The sequence below is a fragment of the Streptomyces sp. NPDC002754 genome (genome assembly GCF_053592315.1).
On sequence record NZ_JBSFVM010000001.1, the window covers coordinates 773,612 to 789,915 of the forward strand.

The window sequence follows — 16,304 nt, forward strand, 5'->3', positions numbered from 1 at the left end:
TCCGCATGCGCACCAGCACACTCGGCCGCGGCGACGTCCCGGTCACCGCACTCGGTTTCGGCGGCGCGGGCATCGGCAACCTCTACACGCCTGTCCGCGACGACGACGCCCACCTCGCCCTGGACGCGGCCTGGGACGCGGGCCTGCGCTATTTCGACACCGCGCCGCACTACGGCCTCGGCCTGTCCGAGCGCCGGATCGGCGCGTACCTGCGCACCCGGCCCACCGGCTCGTACACCCTGTCCACCAAGGTGGGCCGGCTGCTCGAACCGCACGACGCGGGCGGCGACGACAGTGCCCACGGCTTCGCCGTGCCCGCCACCACGCGCCGGGTGTGGGACTTCAGTGCGGCAGGCATGCGCCGCTCCATCGAGGAGAGCCTCGGCCGCCTCGGCCTGGACCGCATCGACGTCGCCTACCTCCACGACCCCGACGACCACGCGGAGCAGGCGTTCGGTGAGGCGTATCCCGAGCTGGAGCGGCTGCGCGGGGAGGGGCTCGTCGGTGCCATCGGCGCGGGCATGAACCAGTCCGCGATGCTCACCCGCTTCGTCCGCGACACCGATGTGGACGTGGTGCTGTGCGCCGGCCGCTACTCCCTGCTCGACCAGCGCGCCCTGAAGGATCTGCTGCCCGCGGCCGCCGAACGCGGCGTCTCCGTCGTCATCGGCGGCGTCTTCAACTCCGGACTGCTCGCAGACCCCCGGCAGGGCGGCACCTTCGACTACGCCCTGGCCCCACCCGAGGTCCTTGCCCGCGCCCGGCAACTGAAGGACCTCGCCGAACGCCACGGCATCACTCTGCGCGCCGCTGCGCTCGCCTTCCCGTTCGGGCACCCGGGCGTCACGAGCGTGCTCGTCGGGACCCGCTCGGCGGCCGAAGTCGCCGACACGGCACAGCAGTTCACCGCGAAGGTGCCCGCCGCGTTCTGGCAGGAGGCCCGCGAACGGCGCCTCCTCCCGGCCGACGTGCCCGTCCCCTTGGAACAGGAGCCGCACGCGTGAGAATCGCCCTGCACACCAAGGTCCGCGCCGACCTGATCGACGCATACGAGGCAGCCCACCGCGAGGTGCCGGACGAACTCGTCGCCGCGATCCGCGCGGCGGGCGCGCGGCAGTGGACGATCTGGCGCAGCGGGACGGAGCTGTTCCACCTCATCGAGTGCGAGGACTACGCCCGCATGCTCGCCGAACTCGACAAGCTCCCCGTGAACATCGCCTGGCAGGCCCGCATGGACGAACTCCTCGACGTCGTCCACGACTACTCCGCCGAGGGCGCGGACGCCGGGCTGCCCGTCGTATGGGAGCTGCCGTGACACCGGAGGACAGCGGCGCGCCGGGCATCGTCGACGCGCACCACCACGTATGGGACCTCTCCGTACGCGACCAGGACTGGATCACCGGTCCCGAACTCGCCCCGATCCGCCGCACGTTCACCCTCGACGACCTGGCCCCCGAGCTCCGGGCGGCCGGTGTCGACGCCACCGTGCTCGTGCAGACGGTGACGGTCGCCGAGGAGACGCCCGAGCTCCTGGCACTCGCCGATCGCAGCGAAATCGTCGAGGGGGTCGTCGGCTGGACCGACCTCACTCGGCCGGACGCCCGCGAGGCCCTGGAGCGGCTGCGCGAACTGCCGGGCGGGCGGCACCTGGTGGGCATCAGGCACCAGGTGCAGGGCGAACCCGACCCCGAGTGGCTGCTCCGTCCCGATGTGCGGCGCGGGCTCGCCGCCGTCGCGGACGCCGGGCTCGTCTACGACCTGGTGGTGCTGCCGCACCAACTGCCGGCCTGCGCCAAGGCCGCCGCCGAGAACCCCGAACTCAGCTTCGTGCTCGACCACTTGGGCAAGCCGCCGATCGCTTCGGGTGGCCTCGCACCCTGGCGGGACGACATCCGCGCGCTCGCCGCGCTGCCCAACACGGTCTGCAAGCTCTCCGGCATGGTCACCGAGGCCGACCCGTCGGGCTGGACCGTCGAGGACCTGCGGCCGTACGCCGACGCGGTCATCGACGCCTTCGGCCCCGCCCGCGTGATGTTCGGCTCCGACTGGCCGGTGTGCACGCTCGCGGCCACCTACCGCCAAGTCATCGACACGGCAAAGGAGCTGGTCGGCGGCGCGGACCCGCACGTCCTCGGCGAGACGGCCCGCCGCGTCTACCTCAGCCGGGTCGGCGGCAGGAACTCCCGTACGTAGGTCCGCTCCCACCACGCACCCGTCTCCCGCAGCTCCCGCCACGACGTGAACCGGTAGCGGTACACGCGAGCCCGAATGTGCACGGGCGGCGCGTCGGCGGGGAACGGGGAGCGGCGCAGCAGCCGCAGCGTGTCCCGGTCGCCCTCAAGGAGCCGCTCGACCAGGCCCTCGAACCAGGGCCTGGCGTACGCGGGTGAGAGCGCGGCGAACCACATCATCCAGTCGAGCCGCAGGTGGTACGGCGCGAACTGGCGCGGCAGGCGGCGCGGATCACCGGGCTTGCCCTTGAACTCGTAGGCCAGCCAGCCCGATTCGGGGCGTGGCACCTCGTCCGCCGTGCCCTCGATCACGATCTCCTGCCGGACCCGCCCGACCGAGCCGAACGCCCCGTACGTGTTGACCAGGTGCAAGGAGTCGTAGGAGCGGTTCATGGACTGGCGGCGGGAGAGCAGATTGCGCACCGGCCGATAGCTGAGCGCCGCGACCCCCACCGTGACGGCGATGACCACCACCTCGTACCAGAGCGGTGCGTCGGGCAGCGCCGGTGGTGTGTGCAGGGCGGACAGGTCGAGCGCGGAGGCGGCCAGGACGATCGCGAGCCAGTTCAGCCACGCGAAGTTGCCCGAGGCGACCAGCCACAGCTGGGTGACGATCATCAGGGCCGCAGCCCACGTGGCGACCGGCTGCGGCGTGAAGAGGAGGAACGGAACCGCCAGCTGGGTGACGTGGTTCGCCGCGACCTCCACCCGGTGCAGCGGGCGCGGCAGGTGGTGGAAGAACCAGCTCAGCGGGTTCGGCATCGGCTGCGTCTCGTGGTGGAAGTCGAGGCAGGTCAGCTTCCGCCAGCACTCGTCGCCCCGCAGCTTGATCAGCCCGGCCCCGAACTCCAGGCGGAACAGCACCCAGCGCAGCAGGAACAGCACCAGGATCGGCGGCGCCACCTCGTCGTTCCCGAGGAACACCGCCAGAAAACCGACCTCCAGGAGCAGCGACTCCCAGCCGAAGCCGTACCAGGTCTGGCCGACGTTCACGATCGACAGATACAGCGCCCACGGCACCAGCCACAGCAGCATCGCCGCCCACAGCGGCAACAACCCGTCCACCCCGGCGAGCAGCCCGGCCGCCAGCACCGCCCCACCCCACGCGCACCCGGCGAAGAACCGGTCCGAGTAGTGCAGCCGGAACAGCGAGGGCGCCGCTTTCCACGGCACGCGCGCCACGAACCGGGGGATCGGCGTCATCCCGCGCTCCCCGAGCAACGCCCTGAACTGGAGCGCCGCCGCCACGAACGCCACGAGGTAGAGCGCCGCGAGGCCCCGCTGGAACACCAGGCGGGCGAGCCAGTAGTCCGAGGCGCCGAACCAGTCCATGCCTCCAGTGTGTGCCCCGCCGCGCGGCAAGGGTCTGACGTGCGGGCGACGGGGGCTCGCCCTAGCGTGGGGATCATGGGCGCGGGTGACGGGGGCGGCGAGGAGTCCGGGAACGCCCCAGGAGGGGAGAGCCCGGAGGACTCCTCGCGGGGTTTTCTGGAAGCGTACGGCCGCGGCCTGCGCATGGGCAGCTTCGAATGGGACCTCGACACGGGGCTCATGGCCATGGACAGCCAGGCCCACGAGGTCTTCGACATCCTTCCGGAGGAGTACGACGACCGGCCGACCACCCTCGGCCTGCGGGTTCCGCCCAGTGAGGGCGGACGGCTCGACGCCCTCGTGTCCCGGGCTCTCAAGAGCGGCGACGAGACCTACGGAACGTACTTCCGCATCCGCACCCGCACGGGCGAGATGCGCTGGACCCACACCCGCGGCTACATCCGCCGCGACGAGCAGGGCCGACCGCGCCGCATCCTGGGCATCGTCCGCGACGCCACCGACGAACTGAACGACGCCACCGTGCAGGCCGAGCGCGATGCCCGGCGCGTCCTCCGGCACGGCGACACCGGCATCGTGCAGTACACGACGGCCGCCCTCGCGCACGCCCGCACCGTCCAGGACGTCATCGACGTGCTGCGCGACACCCACGGCGTCGACCACCGCGGCGCGACCAGCTTCGTCATGGGCCTCGTCAGAGCCGGGCGCATCCACCTCGTCGCCGAGGGCCCCGAGGGTGCGTTCGTGCCGGGCATCCACGCCACCCGCGTCGACGACCCGTACCCGATGAGCGAGGCCGTGCGCACCCTCCAGCCCCGCTTCATCGGGTCGCCGCAGGAGTTCGCCGCCCAGTACCCCGAGCTGTGGGCGCGGCTCACCCACATGCAGATCACCTCGGCCGCCTACCTGCCGCTCATCGCGCAGGCCAAGCCCATCGGCGTGGTCGGCCTGCTCTTCCACGACCGCCAGGGCTTCACGGAATCCGAGCGCAACGTCATGGTCGCGCTCGGCAGCAGCATCGCGCAGAGCCTCCAGCGCGCCATGTTCTACGAGCAGGAGAAGGACCTCGCCCAGGGCCTGCAACAGGCCATGCTGCCGCGCACCATCCCCGACGTGCCGGGCGCCGACCTCGCCGTGCGCTACCGCGCGGCCTCCCTCGGCCGGGACATCGGCGGCGACTGGTACGACGTGATCCCGCTGCCCGGCGGCCGCGTCGGCGTGGTCATCGGCGACGTACAGGGACACGACACGCACGCCGCCGCCGTCATGGGGCAGCTGCGCATCGTGCTGCGCGCCTACGCCGCCGAGGGCCACACACCCGCCACCGTCATCGCCCGCGCCTCCTCCTTCCTGCACGAACTCGACACCGACCGCTTCGCGACCTGTCTGTACGCGGAGGCCGACCTGTCGACCGGCGTCGTCCAGCTCGTACGGGCCGGACACCTCGACCCGTTGCTCCGCCTGCCCGGCGGCAACTGCCACAGGCTGCCGGTGGAGGGCGGGCTCCCGCTCGGCCTGTCCGCCGAGTTCGGGCGGCTCGAATACCCCGTGACCACCGCCGAACTCGACCCCGGTGAGGCGCTGGTGCTGTGCACCGACGGGCTCGTCGAACAGCCCGGTACCGACCTCGCCGACGGGCTCCAGGACCTCACCACCCTGATCGGTACGGGGCCCGACGACCTCGACGAACTCGCCGACCGGCTCGTCGCTTCGTGCGAGGAACGCGACGTCGAGGACGACGTGGCGCTGCTGCTCCTGCGCCGCCGCGGCGCGGGCGCGGTGCAGCGCGGCGGCCGGCTCACCGAACACGTGCCGCCGGGCGACCCGGAGGCGCTCACGGCCGCCCGCCACATGGTCCGGCACGCCGTCCGCGCCTGGGGAGCGACGGAGAGCGCCGACGAGATCGAACTCGTCGCCGACGAGATGATCACCAACGCCCTCTTGCACACCGAAGGACCCGCGATCGTCACCCTGCGCGTCCTCACCGGCGCCGACCGCCGACTCAGGGTCGACGTGGAGGACACCTCCAGCGCCCTGCCGCGCCGCCGCGAGGCGGGCGAGGACGGCGTCTCGGGACGCGGACTGTTCCTCGTCGACCAGCTCGCCGACGTGTGGGGCGTGGAGGCACGCGGCGCGGGCAAATGCGTCTGGTGCGAATTCGTGGTGCCCGCGCGCGGGTGAGAGGCTGGAGGACATGCCGGAGCTCCCCGAGGTCGAAGCGCTCAAGGACTTCCTCACCGAGCACCTGGTGGGCCGCGACATCGTGCGCGTCCTGCCGGTCGCGGTGAGCGTCCTGAAGACGTACGACCCGCCGCTCACCGCCCTGGAGGGCCGCACGGTCGCGGCCGTGGCGCGGCACGGCAAGTTCCTGGACGTGAGCACCGAGGGCGGGCCCCACCTGGTCACGCATCTGGCCCGCGCGGGCTGGCTGCAGTGGAAGGAGCGGCTGCCCGACGGCCCTCCGAAGCCCGGCAAGGGACCGCTCGCGCTGCGCGTCGCCCTGGAGACCGGCGAGGGCTTCGACCTCACCGAGGCCGGCACCACGAAGAAACTCGCCGTGTACGTGGTCCGGGACCCCGGCGATGTCCCCGGCATCGTCCGCCTCGGCCCCGACCCGCTCGCGGACGACTTCGACGAGGCGGCCTTCGCGCGCCTGCTGAAGGGGGAGCGGCGCCAGATCAAGGGCGCCCTGCGCGACCAGTCACTCATCGCGGGCATCGGCAACGCCTACAGCGACGAGATCCTGCACGCCGCCCGCATGTCACCGTTCAAGCCGACGGCCGGGCTGGGCGCCGAGGACGTGCACACCCTGTACGAGGCGATGCGGACGACACTGACCGATGCCGTCGAGCGTTCCCGTGGAGTCGCCGCCGGGAAGCTCAAGGCCGAGAAGAAGAGCGGGCTTCGCGTGCACGGACGGGCCGGGGAGAAGTGCCCCGTGTGCGGGGACACGGTCCGCGAGGTCAGCTTCAGCGACAGCGCGCTCCAGTACTGCCCGACCTGTCAGACGGGCGGCAAGCCGCTCGCGGACCGCAGGATGTCGAGGCTGCTCAAGTAGCGGCTCGGCCAGTCGCTCAGCGCATGGGGAGCGACAGCAGCGGCCGTCCGTCCGCCGCCCGCACCTCGAACCGCGCGAGGTCCGCGGGCCGCGCCGCCACCCCGCCGTCCAGTGTCACCGGGTCCCCGCGCACCGTCCACGTCGCCACCGTCTGCTCCGAGCCGTCCCGGCCCACCGCGACCAGCTCGCACACCCGCGGCCCGCCCGGATCCCGGACGTCCAGGCCCACTTGCGTGCCCCAGTCCTGGTCGTCCGCCGTCACCGTCGCCGCCACACCGCTCCCGTTGTCGTGCCCGCTCAAGGTCGCCGTGTGCCGGGATGGGCCCGCACCGACCCCGGTGACCATCGCGACTCCCTGCCCCGCCGCCGCGAGCACGAGCACCGCCGCGACGGCCGCACCCCACAGCCGGCGCCGCGCCCTGCGGTGCAGCGCCCCGAGCCGGTCAACGGACCGGTCGAGAAGGTTCGGAGCCGGACGCGCCAGCACCTCCACGCACGGCGGCGTCGCCCGCGCGTACAGCGCCAACGCGCCCGTCGTGGGCGCCAGTTCACCGACCAGGGCCGCGCACGTGGCGCACTCGGGCAGGTGGTCCTCGAAGCGGAAGCGTTCCGCGGGGTCGAGAACCCCGAGCGCGTAGGCGCCTACGTCGCGATGCCGTTCCAGGGACCACATGCCTTCCTCCTGCTGTCGGTTACCGGTACGCAGGAGGCGGCTGATTCATTCAAGCGACCGCGCGATTACACTCCGCCGCATGCTGCGCGCACTGGCCGTCGACGACGAGGAACCCGCCCTCGCCGAACTCCTGTACCTCTTGCGGGCCGATCCGCGCGTCCGCACCGCCGAGGGCGCCACCGACGCCAACGAGGCGCTGCGCCGCATCGGCCGCGCACTCGAGGGCGGGGACGGCGCGATCGACGTCCTCTTCCTCGACATCCAAATGGCGGGCCTGACAGGCCTCGACGTGGCACGCCTCCTCGCAGGCTTCGCCCGCCCGCCACTCGTCGTCTTCGTCACCGCCCACGAGGACTTCGCGGTCAAGGCCTTCGACCTGAAGGCCGTCGACTACGTCCTCAAGCCGGTGCGCCGCGAGCGCCTCGCGGAGGCCGTCAGCCGGGTCACCGAACGCCTCGCGAGCAGCGCGCCGCCGGCCACCGTCGCCGACCGCATCCCCGTCGAACTCGGCGGCATCACCCGGCTCGTGGCCATCGCCGACATCACCTACGCCGAGGCGCAGGGCGACTACGCGCGCCTGCACACGGACGACGGCGTCAGCCACCTGGTACGGATACCGCTCAGCACCCTGGAGGAACGCTGGCAGGAACTCGGCTTCGTCCGCGTCCACCGCAGCCACCTCGTCGCCCTCCACCGCATCGACGAACTCCGCCTCGACGGCGCGGGAATGACGGTCCGGATCGGCACGGCGGAGATCCCGGTGAGCCGCCGCCACGCAAGCCGAGTGAGAGAACTACTGATGCGCCACTGAAGCCCCTGCGGCGATTGAGCAGCGGGGTCCGGGGCAGCGCCCCGCGACCGCACCCCCGTGGAACCGCGAGCCACCCCTTCCCCGATCCAACCCCACCTGCCTAAACTCCGCCCGTGCACGATCCCCCGCAACGCGAAACCGTGACCGGCGAACCCCGCCGACCCCCCGGCCCGGCAGGCCCCCGCACGCAGTGGGAGATCGACGAACAAACCACACTCGGCGCCGCCTACGTCCGCTCCCTCATGCGCAGCCAACTCCGCGCCGGAATCACCGCGTTCATGCTCCTCGCCGTCCCCGTCGCCGCCCTCCCCCTCTTCTTCGGCGCCCTGCGCAACGCCCCCGTCCAATGGCTCGTCCTCGGCTTCGGCTGCTACCCGTTCCTCGTGCTCATCGCCTGGTGGTACGTCCGCCGCGCCGAGCGCAACGAACGCGACTTCGCCGACCTCGTACGCGGCCGCCCGGCCGACGCGCACGACCATGGAACGCCGTGAACGAGGCGTACGCGATCCCCGCGGTGGCCGTCGTCGTCCTCGCCACCGTCCTCATCGGCGGCTTCGGCCTGCGCGTCTCCCGCACGACGTCCGACTTCTACGTCGCGTCCCGCACGGTGGGCCCCCGCCTCAACGCGGCGGCGATCAGCGGCGAGTACCTCTCGGCCGCGTCCTTCCTCGGCATCGCGGGCCTGCTCCTCATCCACGGCCCGGACATGCTCTGGTACTCGGTCGGCTACACGGCCGGCTACCTGGTCCTGCTCGTCTTCGTCGCGGCCCCGCTGCGCCGCTCGGGCGCGTACACGCTGCCCGACTTCGCCGAAGGACGCCTCGAATCCCGCCAGGTGCGGCGCGTGGTCAGCCTGTTCGTGGTCGGGGCGGGCTGGCTGTACCTGGTGCCCCAGCTCCAGGGCGCGGGGCTCACGCTCCAGATCCTCACGGGTGCGCCCCGCTGGTTCGGCGCGACGCTCGTCGCCGCGGTCGTGGTCCTCGCGGTCGCGGCAGGCGGCATGCGCTCGATCACCTTCGTCCAGGCCTTCCAGTACTGGCTCAAGCTCACGGCCCTCCTGGTGCCCGCCTTCTTCCTCCTGCTGGCCTGGCACGGCCAGGGCGCCCCGCCACCGGAGGCCGCGACCCTCACCCCGCCGACCGCCGGCGTCGGCGCGGGCCGGCCGCTCGCCACCAGCCGCGCCGACCACCCGCTCTACGCCACGTACGGCCTGATCATGGCCACGTTCCTCGGCACCATGGGCCTGCCGCACGTCGTCGTCCGCTTCTACACCAGCCCCAACGGCCGCGCGGCCCGCCGCACCACCGTCGTGGTCCTCTCACTGATCGGCCTCTTCTACCTGCTGCCGCCCGTGTACGGCTGGCTGGGCCGCCTGTACGCGCCCGAACTCACCGCCACCCAGGACGCCGACGCCACCGTGCTGCTGCTGCCGGGGCGCGTCTTCGACGGGGTGGCGGGCGACCTCCTGGGCGCACTGGTCGCGGGCGGCGCGTTCGCGGCGTTCCTGTCCACCGCGTCGGGGCTGACCATGGCGGTCGCAGGAGTCGTCAGCCAGGACGTGCTGCAGGCGCGCGGCGTACGGCACTTCCGGCTCGCCGTGCTGCTCGCGATCGCGATGCCGCTCGGCGGGGCGCTCCTGGTGGACGGGGTGCCGGTCGCGGACGCGGTCGGCATGGCGTTCGCGGTGTCGGCGTCCTCGTTCTGCCCCCTGCTCATCCTGGGCATCTGGTGGCGCCGCCTCACCCCGCCCGGCGCGCTCGCGGGCCTGTTCCTCGGGGGCGGCTCGGCCCTGGTGGCGGTGACGCTGACGGTGGCAGGGCCGGACACCTCGGGCTGGCTGCACACGCTGCTGGCCTGGCCGGCCGTGTGGTCGGTGCCGGTCGGCTTCCTCGCGATGATCCTCGTGTCCCTGGCCACGCGGGCCGCGATCCCGCCGCACACGACGGCGACGATGACGCGCCTGCACCTCCCCGAGTCGCTGGGCGCGGCCGGGCGGGGCCGCGAGGGACTGGACGGCCGGACGTCGCGGGCACGTGCGGGGGAGACGGGAGGCGGGTCGCAGTGAGCGGTACCGTCACCGCGGTTCTCATCGCCCTGTGCCCCGTCCTGCTCGGCGCAGGGTTCCTGCTCGGACGGCGCACCGCGCACCCCGATGGGCGCAGCGACGTCGGCACGCCCGTGGAGCGCGCCACCTTCGAGACCCTGCACACCGCCTCGCTCGCCGCCCCCGCGCTGCGTGCGGGGCTCACCGAGGACACCGCCCGCAAGTCCGCGCGCCGCCTGCGTACGCTGCTCGGCACTGACGCCCTCGCCGTCACCAACCGCTCCACGGTCCTCGCGTGGGACGGGGCAGCCGAACACGCCCACGCCGCCCAGGTGATGGAGCGCGTCGACACGGTGCTCACGGGAGGCCGCAGCGCCGCGTTCGACTGCGGATGCGGAGACGACGACTGCCCGCTGGGGTGGGCGGTGGCGGCGCCCGTGGTCGCGGACGGCCGGGTGCTCGGTGCCGTCGTCGCCTACGCGGCCCGGGAGTCCGCGGTGCTGGCCCGCGCCACCGACGAGGTCGCCCGCTGGGTCTCGGTCCAGCTCGAACTCGCCGAGCTGGACCGCTCCCGCACCCGCCTCATCGAGGCGGAGATCAAGGCGCTGCGCGCGCAGATCTCACCGCACTTCATCTTCAACTCCCTCGCGGCGATCGCCTCGTTCGTCCGCACGGACCCCGAGCGGGCCCGCGAACTCCTGCTGGAATTCGCCGACTTCACCCGCTACTCCTTCCGCCGGCACGGCGACTTCACGACGCTCGCCGACGAACTGCACTCCATCGACCAGTACTTGGCCCTCGTCCGCGCCCGCTTCGGCGACCGCCTCTCCGTCACCCTGCAGATCGCCCCGGAGGTCCTGCCGGTGACGCTGCCGTTCCTGTGCCTCCAGCCGCTCGTCGAGAACGCGGTCAAGCACGGCCTGGAGGGCGCCGCCGCCCGCAGCCGCATCTCGATCGGCGCCACCGACGCGGGCGCCGAGGCCGAGGTCGTCATCGAGGACGACGGCGTCGGCATGAACCCCGGCGAACTCCGGGCGATCCTGCGCGGCGAGGGCGGCCAGGGCCACGGCATCGGCCTCTCCAACGTCGACGAACGCCTGCGCCAGGTCTTCGGCGACGCGTACGGCCTGGTGATCGAGACCGCGGAGGGCGCGGGCATGAAGATCACGATCCGGATCCCGAAGTACCGGGCGGGCGTGTACGCGCCGTAGGGTCCGCGGCCCGCTCAGAAAAGCGAAATCGCCAAGTGGCCGAGCGGTAAGCCGAGTTGCCACGCAGGTGTCCACACCTGCGGCCCGTCCTCCTCGTCCGGCACGGGCACCGCGTCCAGGTCGGGGGCGAGCAGCTCCGTCTCCTCCAGCCATCTCCACGCCGCCTCGGCGAGCAGCAGGTCGGGCGAGGGCCGCCGGGCCCTCGCGTCCCGGTCGAGCCGCTCCGCGAAGCGGTCCCGTACCCACGACTGCCACGGCTGGTCGTACGCCGTCAGCGACAGCCAGTTCTCCAGTTGGGACACGACGCGGATCCCGGAGAGTTCGTCGCCCGCGTCGGACAGGAAGATCGTCAGCGCGAGCGCGTCACGGCCCGCCTTGAACTCGAAGGACGTGGGCGGCATCAGGTCGCCCGTCCGCAGCAACTCGTCCGCGATGTATTCCGCGTACAACCACGCCATGGGGACGACGAGTCCGCCGCCCGGTCCACCCTCGGCGCCGGACATGCCGTCCGTGCCCTCATCGCTCCCGTACCGCATCGCCTTCCTGCCTTCCTCCGGTCCGCGTGCTGCTTCGGCCCCCGGACCCACCCGCCTCAACTCAACGGGGAGGACAGCGGATTACTCAACCGAGGAAAGGGGGTGCGGAGCAAGGCGCTTTACCGATGCTTGACCCGGCCTACGGTTTCACCGCAGGTCGGATGCGTAACCCGGAAGGACGCGCCGCAACGCCCGCAACGCGTAATACGCACGGGACTTCACCGTACCGGTGGGAATGTTGAGCGCGTGTGCGGCCTCCGACACACTGGCGCCCTTGAAGTAGACCTCGAGCAGGACGGCACGGTGTTCGGGGGAGAGGGTCGCCACCGCCTCCCGCACGTCGAGAGCGGCCGCCGAGCGCTCCGCGTGGTCCGCGCACACCCGGGCGTTCTCCAGGACGGCGTCGCCCACCTCTGCGGGCCGCGAGAGCCGCGCCCTGCGGGCGTCGATGGCGAGCCGCCGCCCGACCGTGAACAGCCAGGGCCGCACCGACTCGTAGCGTGGGTCGAGGGCCTCCGGATGCTGCCAGGCGCGTACGTACGTCTCCTGGACCAGGTCCTCCGCGCGCTGGGCGTCACCGTCGCACAGGCGCAGCAGGAACGAGAAGAGCGGACCGCCGTGCTCCCGCTGGACCTGGGCGAGGTCCTCCTCCGTCGTCGTGGGTGTCGTGAGCGCCGTCGTCATGGGCGTATGCCAACGCAGCCCGTCCCGCGCGCCCAGGGGACGCGCGGGGATCTGCGGCGGGCGGGGCGAAGCCCTCGACGAGCGGTGCGGTGAGCGGGACGGGCGGAGCCCCGGTGGCCAGTGCGGAATCAGTCGGATGTGCGGGCCAATTCGGACTTTTTGTAGGAGTAGGTGAAGTAGATGACCAGACCGATCAGGAACCACACGGCGAACCGCACCCACGTCTGCCACTGCAGGAACGTGATCAGCCAGATCGAGAAGACGATGCCCACGGCGGGCACGAACGGCATGGCCGGCGTGCGGAAGGTGCGCGGCAGCTCCGGCTGACGGTAGCGCAGCACGATGATCGCCACACAGACCACGACGAACGCCAACAGGATCCCGATGTTGGTGAGTTCGGCCGCCTCGCCGATCGGCAGGAAACCGGCGATGGCGGCGGAGCAGAAGCCGACGATCCACGTCACACGGGTCGGCACGTTCCGCGTCGGGTGGGTCTTCGCGAACCACTTCGGCAGCAGACCGTCGCGCGACATGGCGAACCACACGCGCGTGACGCCCAGCATGAACGTGAACATCACGGTGAGGATGCCGATGATCGCGCCCACCGCGATGACGTCCGCGAGGCCGCCCAGGCCCACCGACTTGAACGCGGTCGAGAATCCGCTCTCCGGGTCGATGTCCTTGTAGTTCTGCATGCCGGTCAGGACCAGGCAGGCAAGCACGTAAAGGATCATCGAGATGATGAGCGAGTAGATGATTGCCTTCGGCATGTGGCGCTGCGCGTCCTTCGACTCCTCGGCCGCCGTCGACATGGCGTCGTAGCCGAAGACCGCGAAGAAGACCGTGGCGGCGCCGGTGAACGCTCCGCTGACGCCGAACGGGAAGAACGGCGTGTAGTTGCCCGAGTTGATGTGGAAGACGCCGACGCCGATGACGAGCAGCACCACGAGGACCTTGAGCACGACCACGAAGGTCTCGAAGCGGGCCGCGTTCTTCATGCCCATGTTCAGCAGCCACGCGATGAGCAGACACAGCGCGGCGGCGAACAGGTCGACCTTGTGGCCGCTGCCGGTGCCCGGCGCGCCCAGCATCCAGCTGGGAAGGTCGAGTCCCATCTCGCCCAGCAGGAAGCTGAAGTAGCCGGAGATGCCGATCGCGACGACCGCGACGATCGCCGTGTACTCCAGGAGCAGGTCCCAGCCGATGAACCAGCCGACGAGCTCACCGAGCACCGCGTAGCCGTACGTGTACGCGGACCCGGCTTTCGGGATCATCCCGGCGAACTCCGCGTACGACAGCGCGGCCGCCGCGCTCGCGATGCCCGCGATGAGGAACGAGACGAGGACCGCGGGCCCCGCCGTGCCGTTCGCGACGGTGCCGGCGAGGGTGAAGATGCCTGCGCCGATGATGCCGCCGACACCGATCGAGGTGAGCTGCCACAGGCCGAGCGAACGGGTGAGCTTCCCTCCGGACTCCGTGTCCTCGATCTGCTCGATGGGCTTGCGGCGCAGTACGCCATGCCCTCTCGAGATCTTTGGGGGGACGGCCATGGGGACCTCACCTCTTCGCTGCTGCGACGACGGCTGACGGCCGATCATGATGCCCCTGTGGCAGCGGGTTCGGAAGACAGCAGCGCCGTAGAGGCACCCACGGAAATCTTTACGGGACGACCGTGACCGGCCAGCGGCCCGCCTTCACCAGACGTACGGCGACCGAGCCGACGATGCGGTGACCCGCCTGCTCCGACGCGCCGACCACCACCGCGTCCGCCGTCAACTCGTCGGCGGCCGTGACCAGACCGTTGAACGGGTCGCCGCGGAAGGTGTGGAACTCCCAGCGCACGTCGTATATGCCCTTGACCCGCTCCGTGGCCTCGCGGATGTAGGCGATGAGCCCCTCCGCGATCTCGTCGGTCGTCTCGGCGACGGGTACCCCGAGCGCGGCCCCGCCCGTGATCAGGGGCTGCACATAGACCACGGCGAGCAGCGCCCGCTGCCTGCGGGCCAGGCCCCCCGCGTAGGCCGCCGCGCGGAACGAGGAATCGGAACCGTCGACGCCGACGACGATCACTTTCGGTCCGTCGGTGCCGCGTTCGAACTGATGTGGCTGATCTTCGGTCACGCGGCAGAGGTTAACCGAGAAGCCGCCGATCAGGTGCTTTCCCGCGTCCCATCCGGTGGTTCCGTGCGCGGCGCCCGCGTGCCGTGTCACGCATCAATCATGACAAAGCATCAGGACACCCCCGGACGGCGCGCGTTGCTGCGCGGCTTCACCGTCGTCGGACTCGCCGCGCTCACCGGTTGTACCGGCCCCGACCGGCAGCTCGCCGCCCCGGCCCCGGCGGGCGGGGCCGCCCGTCCCGTGCGCGAACCGTCCACGTACCGGCTGCGCCCGATGGCCGGTCCCGGCGGCCCGCGGCGCGCGGCACTGAAGGTGCGCACCGAGCCCGTCCTGAGGCTGGACACCGAGCCCGGCGACCGCGCCATGGCGCTCACCTTCGACGACGGGCCCGACCCCGCGTACACCCCCGAGATCCTGCGGATCCTGCGCGAGCACGACGTGCGCGCGACGTTCCTCGTGTGCGGTGACAGGGCGCGGGAGAGCCCCGACCTGCTGCGCAGGATGGCCGGCGAAGGACACGTCATCGGCAACCACACCTGGACGCACCCCCTGCTCCTGAAGCTGGACCGGACGCGGATCCGTGCCGAGATCGAGCGCACCAGCGAGCTCGTCGAGCGGACCATCGGCGAGCCGCCGCTCTGGTTCCGGGCACCCTACGGAGCGTGGAACCGGAACGTCTTCGAGCTGGGTTCCGAACTCGGCATGGAGCCGCTGGCCTGGACCGTGGACTCGCTCGACTGGGACAACCCCGGAGCCCCGACGGTGATCTCGCGAGTGGTGCACCGAGCCGCGCCCGGCGTGATCGTGCTCAACCACGACGCGGGAGGCGACCGCTCCCAGACGCTCACGGCGGTGCGTACCTATTTGCCACGCTTGCTCGACGCGGGATACCGGATGACGGTGCCGCGCCCCTACGGGGTGTGACATGGCCTCAGCGCGTCGACACCAGGCGGGCGAACGCCACGACGTTGCCCTCATATCCGTCGCGCTTCGAAAAGTGGCCGCCACACGTGATGAGCCGCAGCTCCGGCGTGCCGCGCGAGCGGTAGACCTTGCGCCCCGGAAAGCGGGACTTCGCGAACACCTCGACCCCGTAGACCCGGAAGACGGCCGTCCTGCCGTCCTTGCGCCGGATCTCCACGTGGTGGCCCTCGTGCAGTGAGCCCAGGCCGTAGAAGACGGCGGGGCCGCGCGCGTTGTCGACATGGCCCACGACGACCGCGGTGCCCCGCTCACCTGGCGCCGCGGCCCCCGTGAACCAGCCCGCCAGGTTCGCCTCCTCGGGCGGCGGCGCGTCGATCCAGCCCTCCGCGTCCAGGCCGACCTCCGCCACCGGGGCGTCGACCCGGATCGCCGGAACCCGGACCCGCTCGACCGGCGAGAAGGGCAGCGGACGGACGGCCTCCGCCCGCGCCTGCTCGGGGGTGCGCCGTTCGGCGGTCGCGGCGGAGGCGGGCTGCGGGGGGCCGGAGTCGACCTGCCCCGACCCGCTGCGGACGAGCGCGAGCCCCGTGAGCAGCACCAGTGCGAGCACGCCCCACGGGGCGCGCCTTCTGGGCCGTTCCTCGTCCGCGAAGCGCCAGTTCGACATGGGGTGGCGGGGCGG

Annotated in this window: 17 protein-coding genes; 10 read left to right on the plus strand and 7 right to left on the minus strand. The window is 71.9% G+C overall.

What is annotated here, in order from left to right; all coding sequences use genetic code 11:
• The first annotated feature begins 5 nt into the window (after positions 1-5).
• Genes ACWD2L_RS03710 through ACWD2L_RS03720 form a run of 3 tightly spaced genes read left to right on the plus strand, consistent with a single transcriptional unit; the run spans position 6 to position 2,193 of the window.
• Positions 6-1,004: an aldo/keto reductase gene (locus tag ACWD2L_RS03710; RefSeq protein ID WP_351330904.1), complete on the plus strand. Its 999-nt coding sequence runs from the start codon at positions 6-8 to the stop codon at positions 1,002-1,004.
• Positions 1,001-1,315 carry an L-rhamnose mutarotase gene (locus ACWD2L_RS03715; RefSeq protein WP_351330903.1) on the plus strand — a complete coding sequence of 105 codons (315 nt, stop codon included), beginning with the start codon at positions 1,001-1,003 and terminating at the stop codon, positions 1,313-1,315. Before ACWD2L_RS03710 ends, ACWD2L_RS03715 begins: the two co-directional genes overlap by 4 nt.
• Positions 1,300-2,193: an amidohydrolase family protein gene (locus ACWD2L_RS03720; RefSeq protein ID WP_351330902.1), complete on the plus strand. Its 894-nt coding sequence runs from the start codon at positions 1,300-1,302 to the stop codon at positions 2,191-2,193. Before ACWD2L_RS03715 ends, ACWD2L_RS03720 begins: the two co-directional genes overlap by 16 nt.
• On the opposite strand, the gene ACWD2L_RS03725 is transcribed toward ACWD2L_RS03720, so the two are convergent.
• Positions 2,154-3,563 (minus strand): lipase maturation factor family protein, encoded by a 1,410-nt coding sequence (locus tag ACWD2L_RS03725; RefSeq protein ID WP_351330901.1) that lies wholly within the window; start codon positions 3,561-3,563, stop codon positions 2,154-2,156. The genes ACWD2L_RS03720 and ACWD2L_RS03725 overlap by 40 nt on opposite strands.
• Before the next feature lie 75 nt (positions 3,564-3,638).
• On the opposite strand from ACWD2L_RS03725, the gene ACWD2L_RS03730 reads away from it, so the two are divergent.
• Together ACWD2L_RS03730 and ACWD2L_RS03735 are read left to right on the plus strand one after the other, a co-directional pair.
• Positions 3,639-5,741: a SpoIIE family protein phosphatase gene (locus ACWD2L_RS03730; RefSeq protein ID WP_351330900.1), complete on the plus strand. Its 2,103-nt coding sequence runs from the start codon at positions 3,639-3,641 to the stop codon at positions 5,739-5,741.
• 13 nt (positions 5,742-5,754) lie between these two features.
• Positions 5,755-6,618, plus strand: coding sequence for an Fpg/Nei family DNA glycosylase (locus ACWD2L_RS03735; protein WP_351330899.1), 864 nt, complete (start codon positions 5,755-5,757; stop codon positions 6,616-6,618).
• Positions 6,619-6,634: 16 nt separating this feature from the next.
• On the opposite strand, the gene ACWD2L_RS03740 is transcribed toward ACWD2L_RS03735, so the two are convergent.
• Complete coding sequence (locus tag ACWD2L_RS03740) at positions 6,635-7,291, minus strand: zf-HC2 domain-containing protein (RefSeq protein WP_351330898.1); 657 nt, start codon at positions 7,289-7,291, stop codon at positions 6,635-6,637.
• A 79-nt stretch (positions 7,292-7,370) separates the two neighbouring features.
• Here ACWD2L_RS03740 and ACWD2L_RS03745 point away from each other — a divergent pair, with 79 nt between their 5' ends.
• The 4 genes from ACWD2L_RS03745 to ACWD2L_RS03760 all read left to right on the plus strand — a co-directional run bounded on the left by ACWD2L_RS03745 (position 7,371) and on the right by ACWD2L_RS03760 (position 11,357).
• A complete protein-coding gene (locus ACWD2L_RS03745; RefSeq protein WP_351330897.1) occupies positions 7,371-8,102 on the plus strand; it encodes a LytR/AlgR family response regulator transcription factor in 732 nt (243 codons plus the stop codon).
• A 140-nt stretch (positions 8,103-8,242) separates the two neighbouring features.
• Positions 8,243-8,593, plus strand: a complete 351-nt coding sequence (locus ACWD2L_RS03750) for a DUF485 domain-containing protein (protein WP_351330965.1) — start codon at positions 8,243-8,245, stop codon at positions 8,591-8,593.
• Entirely contained in the window at positions 8,590-10,167 is a 1,578-nt protein-coding gene (locus tag ACWD2L_RS03755) for a sodium/solute symporter (RefSeq protein ID WP_351330896.1), read from the plus strand. The genes ACWD2L_RS03750 and ACWD2L_RS03755 overlap by 4 nt, the downstream gene beginning before the upstream one ends.
• On the plus strand, positions 10,164-11,357 hold the full coding sequence (locus ACWD2L_RS03760) for a sensor histidine kinase (protein ID WP_351330895.1): 1,194 nt from the start codon (positions 10,164-10,166) through the stop codon (positions 11,355-11,357). The genes ACWD2L_RS03755 and ACWD2L_RS03760 overlap by 4 nt, the downstream gene beginning before the upstream one ends.
• A gap of 14 nt (positions 11,358-11,371) precedes the next feature.
• Here the strand turns inward: ACWD2L_RS03760 and ACWD2L_RS03765 are convergent, their stop codons facing one another.
• The 4 genes from ACWD2L_RS03765 to ACWD2L_RS03780 all read right to left on the minus strand — a co-directional run bounded on the left by ACWD2L_RS03765 (position 11,372) and on the right by ACWD2L_RS03780 (position 14,698).
• Complete coding sequence (locus ACWD2L_RS03765) at positions 11,372-11,893, minus strand: hypothetical protein (RefSeq protein ID WP_451187158.1); 522 nt, start codon at positions 11,891-11,893, stop codon at positions 11,372-11,374.
• A 147-nt stretch (positions 11,894-12,040) separates the two neighbouring features.
• Positions 12,041-12,577, minus strand: a complete 537-nt coding sequence (locus tag ACWD2L_RS03770; protein ID WP_351330894.1) for a sigma-70 family RNA polymerase sigma factor — start codon at positions 12,575-12,577, stop codon at positions 12,041-12,043.
• Positions 12,578-12,705: 128 nt separating this feature from the next.
• Positions 12,706-14,127 carry an amino acid permease gene (locus ACWD2L_RS03775; RefSeq protein ID WP_351330893.1) on the minus strand — a complete coding sequence of 474 codons (1,422 nt, stop codon included), beginning with the start codon at positions 14,125-14,127 and terminating at the stop codon, positions 12,706-12,708.
• Positions 14,128-14,236: 109 nt separating this feature from the next.
• On the minus strand, positions 14,237-14,698 hold the full coding sequence (locus ACWD2L_RS03780; RefSeq protein WP_351330892.1) for a universal stress protein: 462 nt from the start codon (positions 14,696-14,698) through the stop codon (positions 14,237-14,239).
• A gap of 99 nt (positions 14,699-14,797) precedes the next feature.
• Between ACWD2L_RS03780 and ACWD2L_RS03785 the strand changes: the two genes are divergently transcribed.
• On the plus strand, positions 14,798-15,622 hold the full coding sequence (locus ACWD2L_RS03785; RefSeq protein ID WP_351330891.1) for a polysaccharide deacetylase family protein: 825 nt from the start codon (positions 14,798-14,800) through the stop codon (positions 15,620-15,622).
• 7 nt (positions 15,623-15,629) lie between these two features.
• Here ACWD2L_RS03785 and ACWD2L_RS03790 read toward each other — a convergent pair whose 3' ends face one another.
• The gene (locus ACWD2L_RS03790) at positions 15,630-16,289 is read right to left on the minus strand and encodes a class F sortase (protein ID WP_351330890.1); all 660 of its coding nucleotides are present in this window, start codon (positions 16,287-16,289) and stop codon (positions 15,630-15,632) included.
• Positions 16,290-16,304: the final 15 nt, after the last annotated feature.

Excerpts from the sequence above, each read along its gene's own strand:
- ACWD2L_RS03710 (WP_351330904.1), top strand. The coding sequence starts at position 6 with ATGCGCACCAGCACACTCGGCCGCGGCGACGTCCCGGTCACCGCACTC.
- ACWD2L_RS03720 (WP_351330902.1), top strand. The coding sequence starts at position 1,300 with ATGGGAGCTGCCGTGACACCGGAGGACAGCGGCGCGCCGGGCATCGTC.
- ACWD2L_RS03725 (WP_351330901.1), bottom strand. The coding sequence starts at position 3,563 with ATGGACTGGTTCGGCGCCTCGGACTACTGGCTCGCCCGCCTGGTGTTC.
- ACWD2L_RS03730 (WP_351330900.1), top strand. The coding sequence starts at position 3,639 with ATGGGCGCGGGTGACGGGGGCGGCGAGGAGTCCGGGAACGCCCCAGGA.
- ACWD2L_RS03735 (WP_351330899.1), top strand. The coding sequence starts at position 5,755 with ATGCCGGAGCTCCCCGAGGTCGAAGCGCTCAAGGACTTCCTCACCGAG.
- ACWD2L_RS03740 (WP_351330898.1), bottom strand. The coding sequence starts at position 7,291 with ATGTGGTCCCTGGAACGGCATCGCGACGTAGGCGCCTACGCGCTCGGG.
- ACWD2L_RS03745 (WP_351330897.1), top strand. The coding sequence starts at position 7,371 with ATGCTGCGCGCACTGGCCGTCGACGACGAGGAACCCGCCCTCGCCGAA.
- ACWD2L_RS03765 (WP_451187158.1), bottom strand. The coding sequence starts at position 11,893 with ATGCGGTACGGGAGCGATGAGGGCACGGACGGCATGTCCGGCGCCGAG.
- ACWD2L_RS03770 (WP_351330894.1), bottom strand. The coding sequence starts at position 12,577 with ATGACGACGGCGCTCACGACACCCACGACGACGGAGGAGGACCTCGCC.
- ACWD2L_RS03775 (WP_351330893.1), bottom strand. The coding sequence starts at position 14,127 with ATGGCCGTCCCCCCAAAGATCTCGAGAGGGCATGGCGTACTGCGCCGC.
- ACWD2L_RS03785 (WP_351330891.1), top strand. The coding sequence starts at position 14,798 with ATGACAAAGCATCAGGACACCCCCGGACGGCGCGCGTTGCTGCGCGGC.
- ACWD2L_RS03790 (WP_351330890.1), bottom strand. The coding sequence starts at position 16,289 with ATGTCGAACTGGCGCTTCGCGGACGAGGAACGGCCCAGAAGGCGCGCC.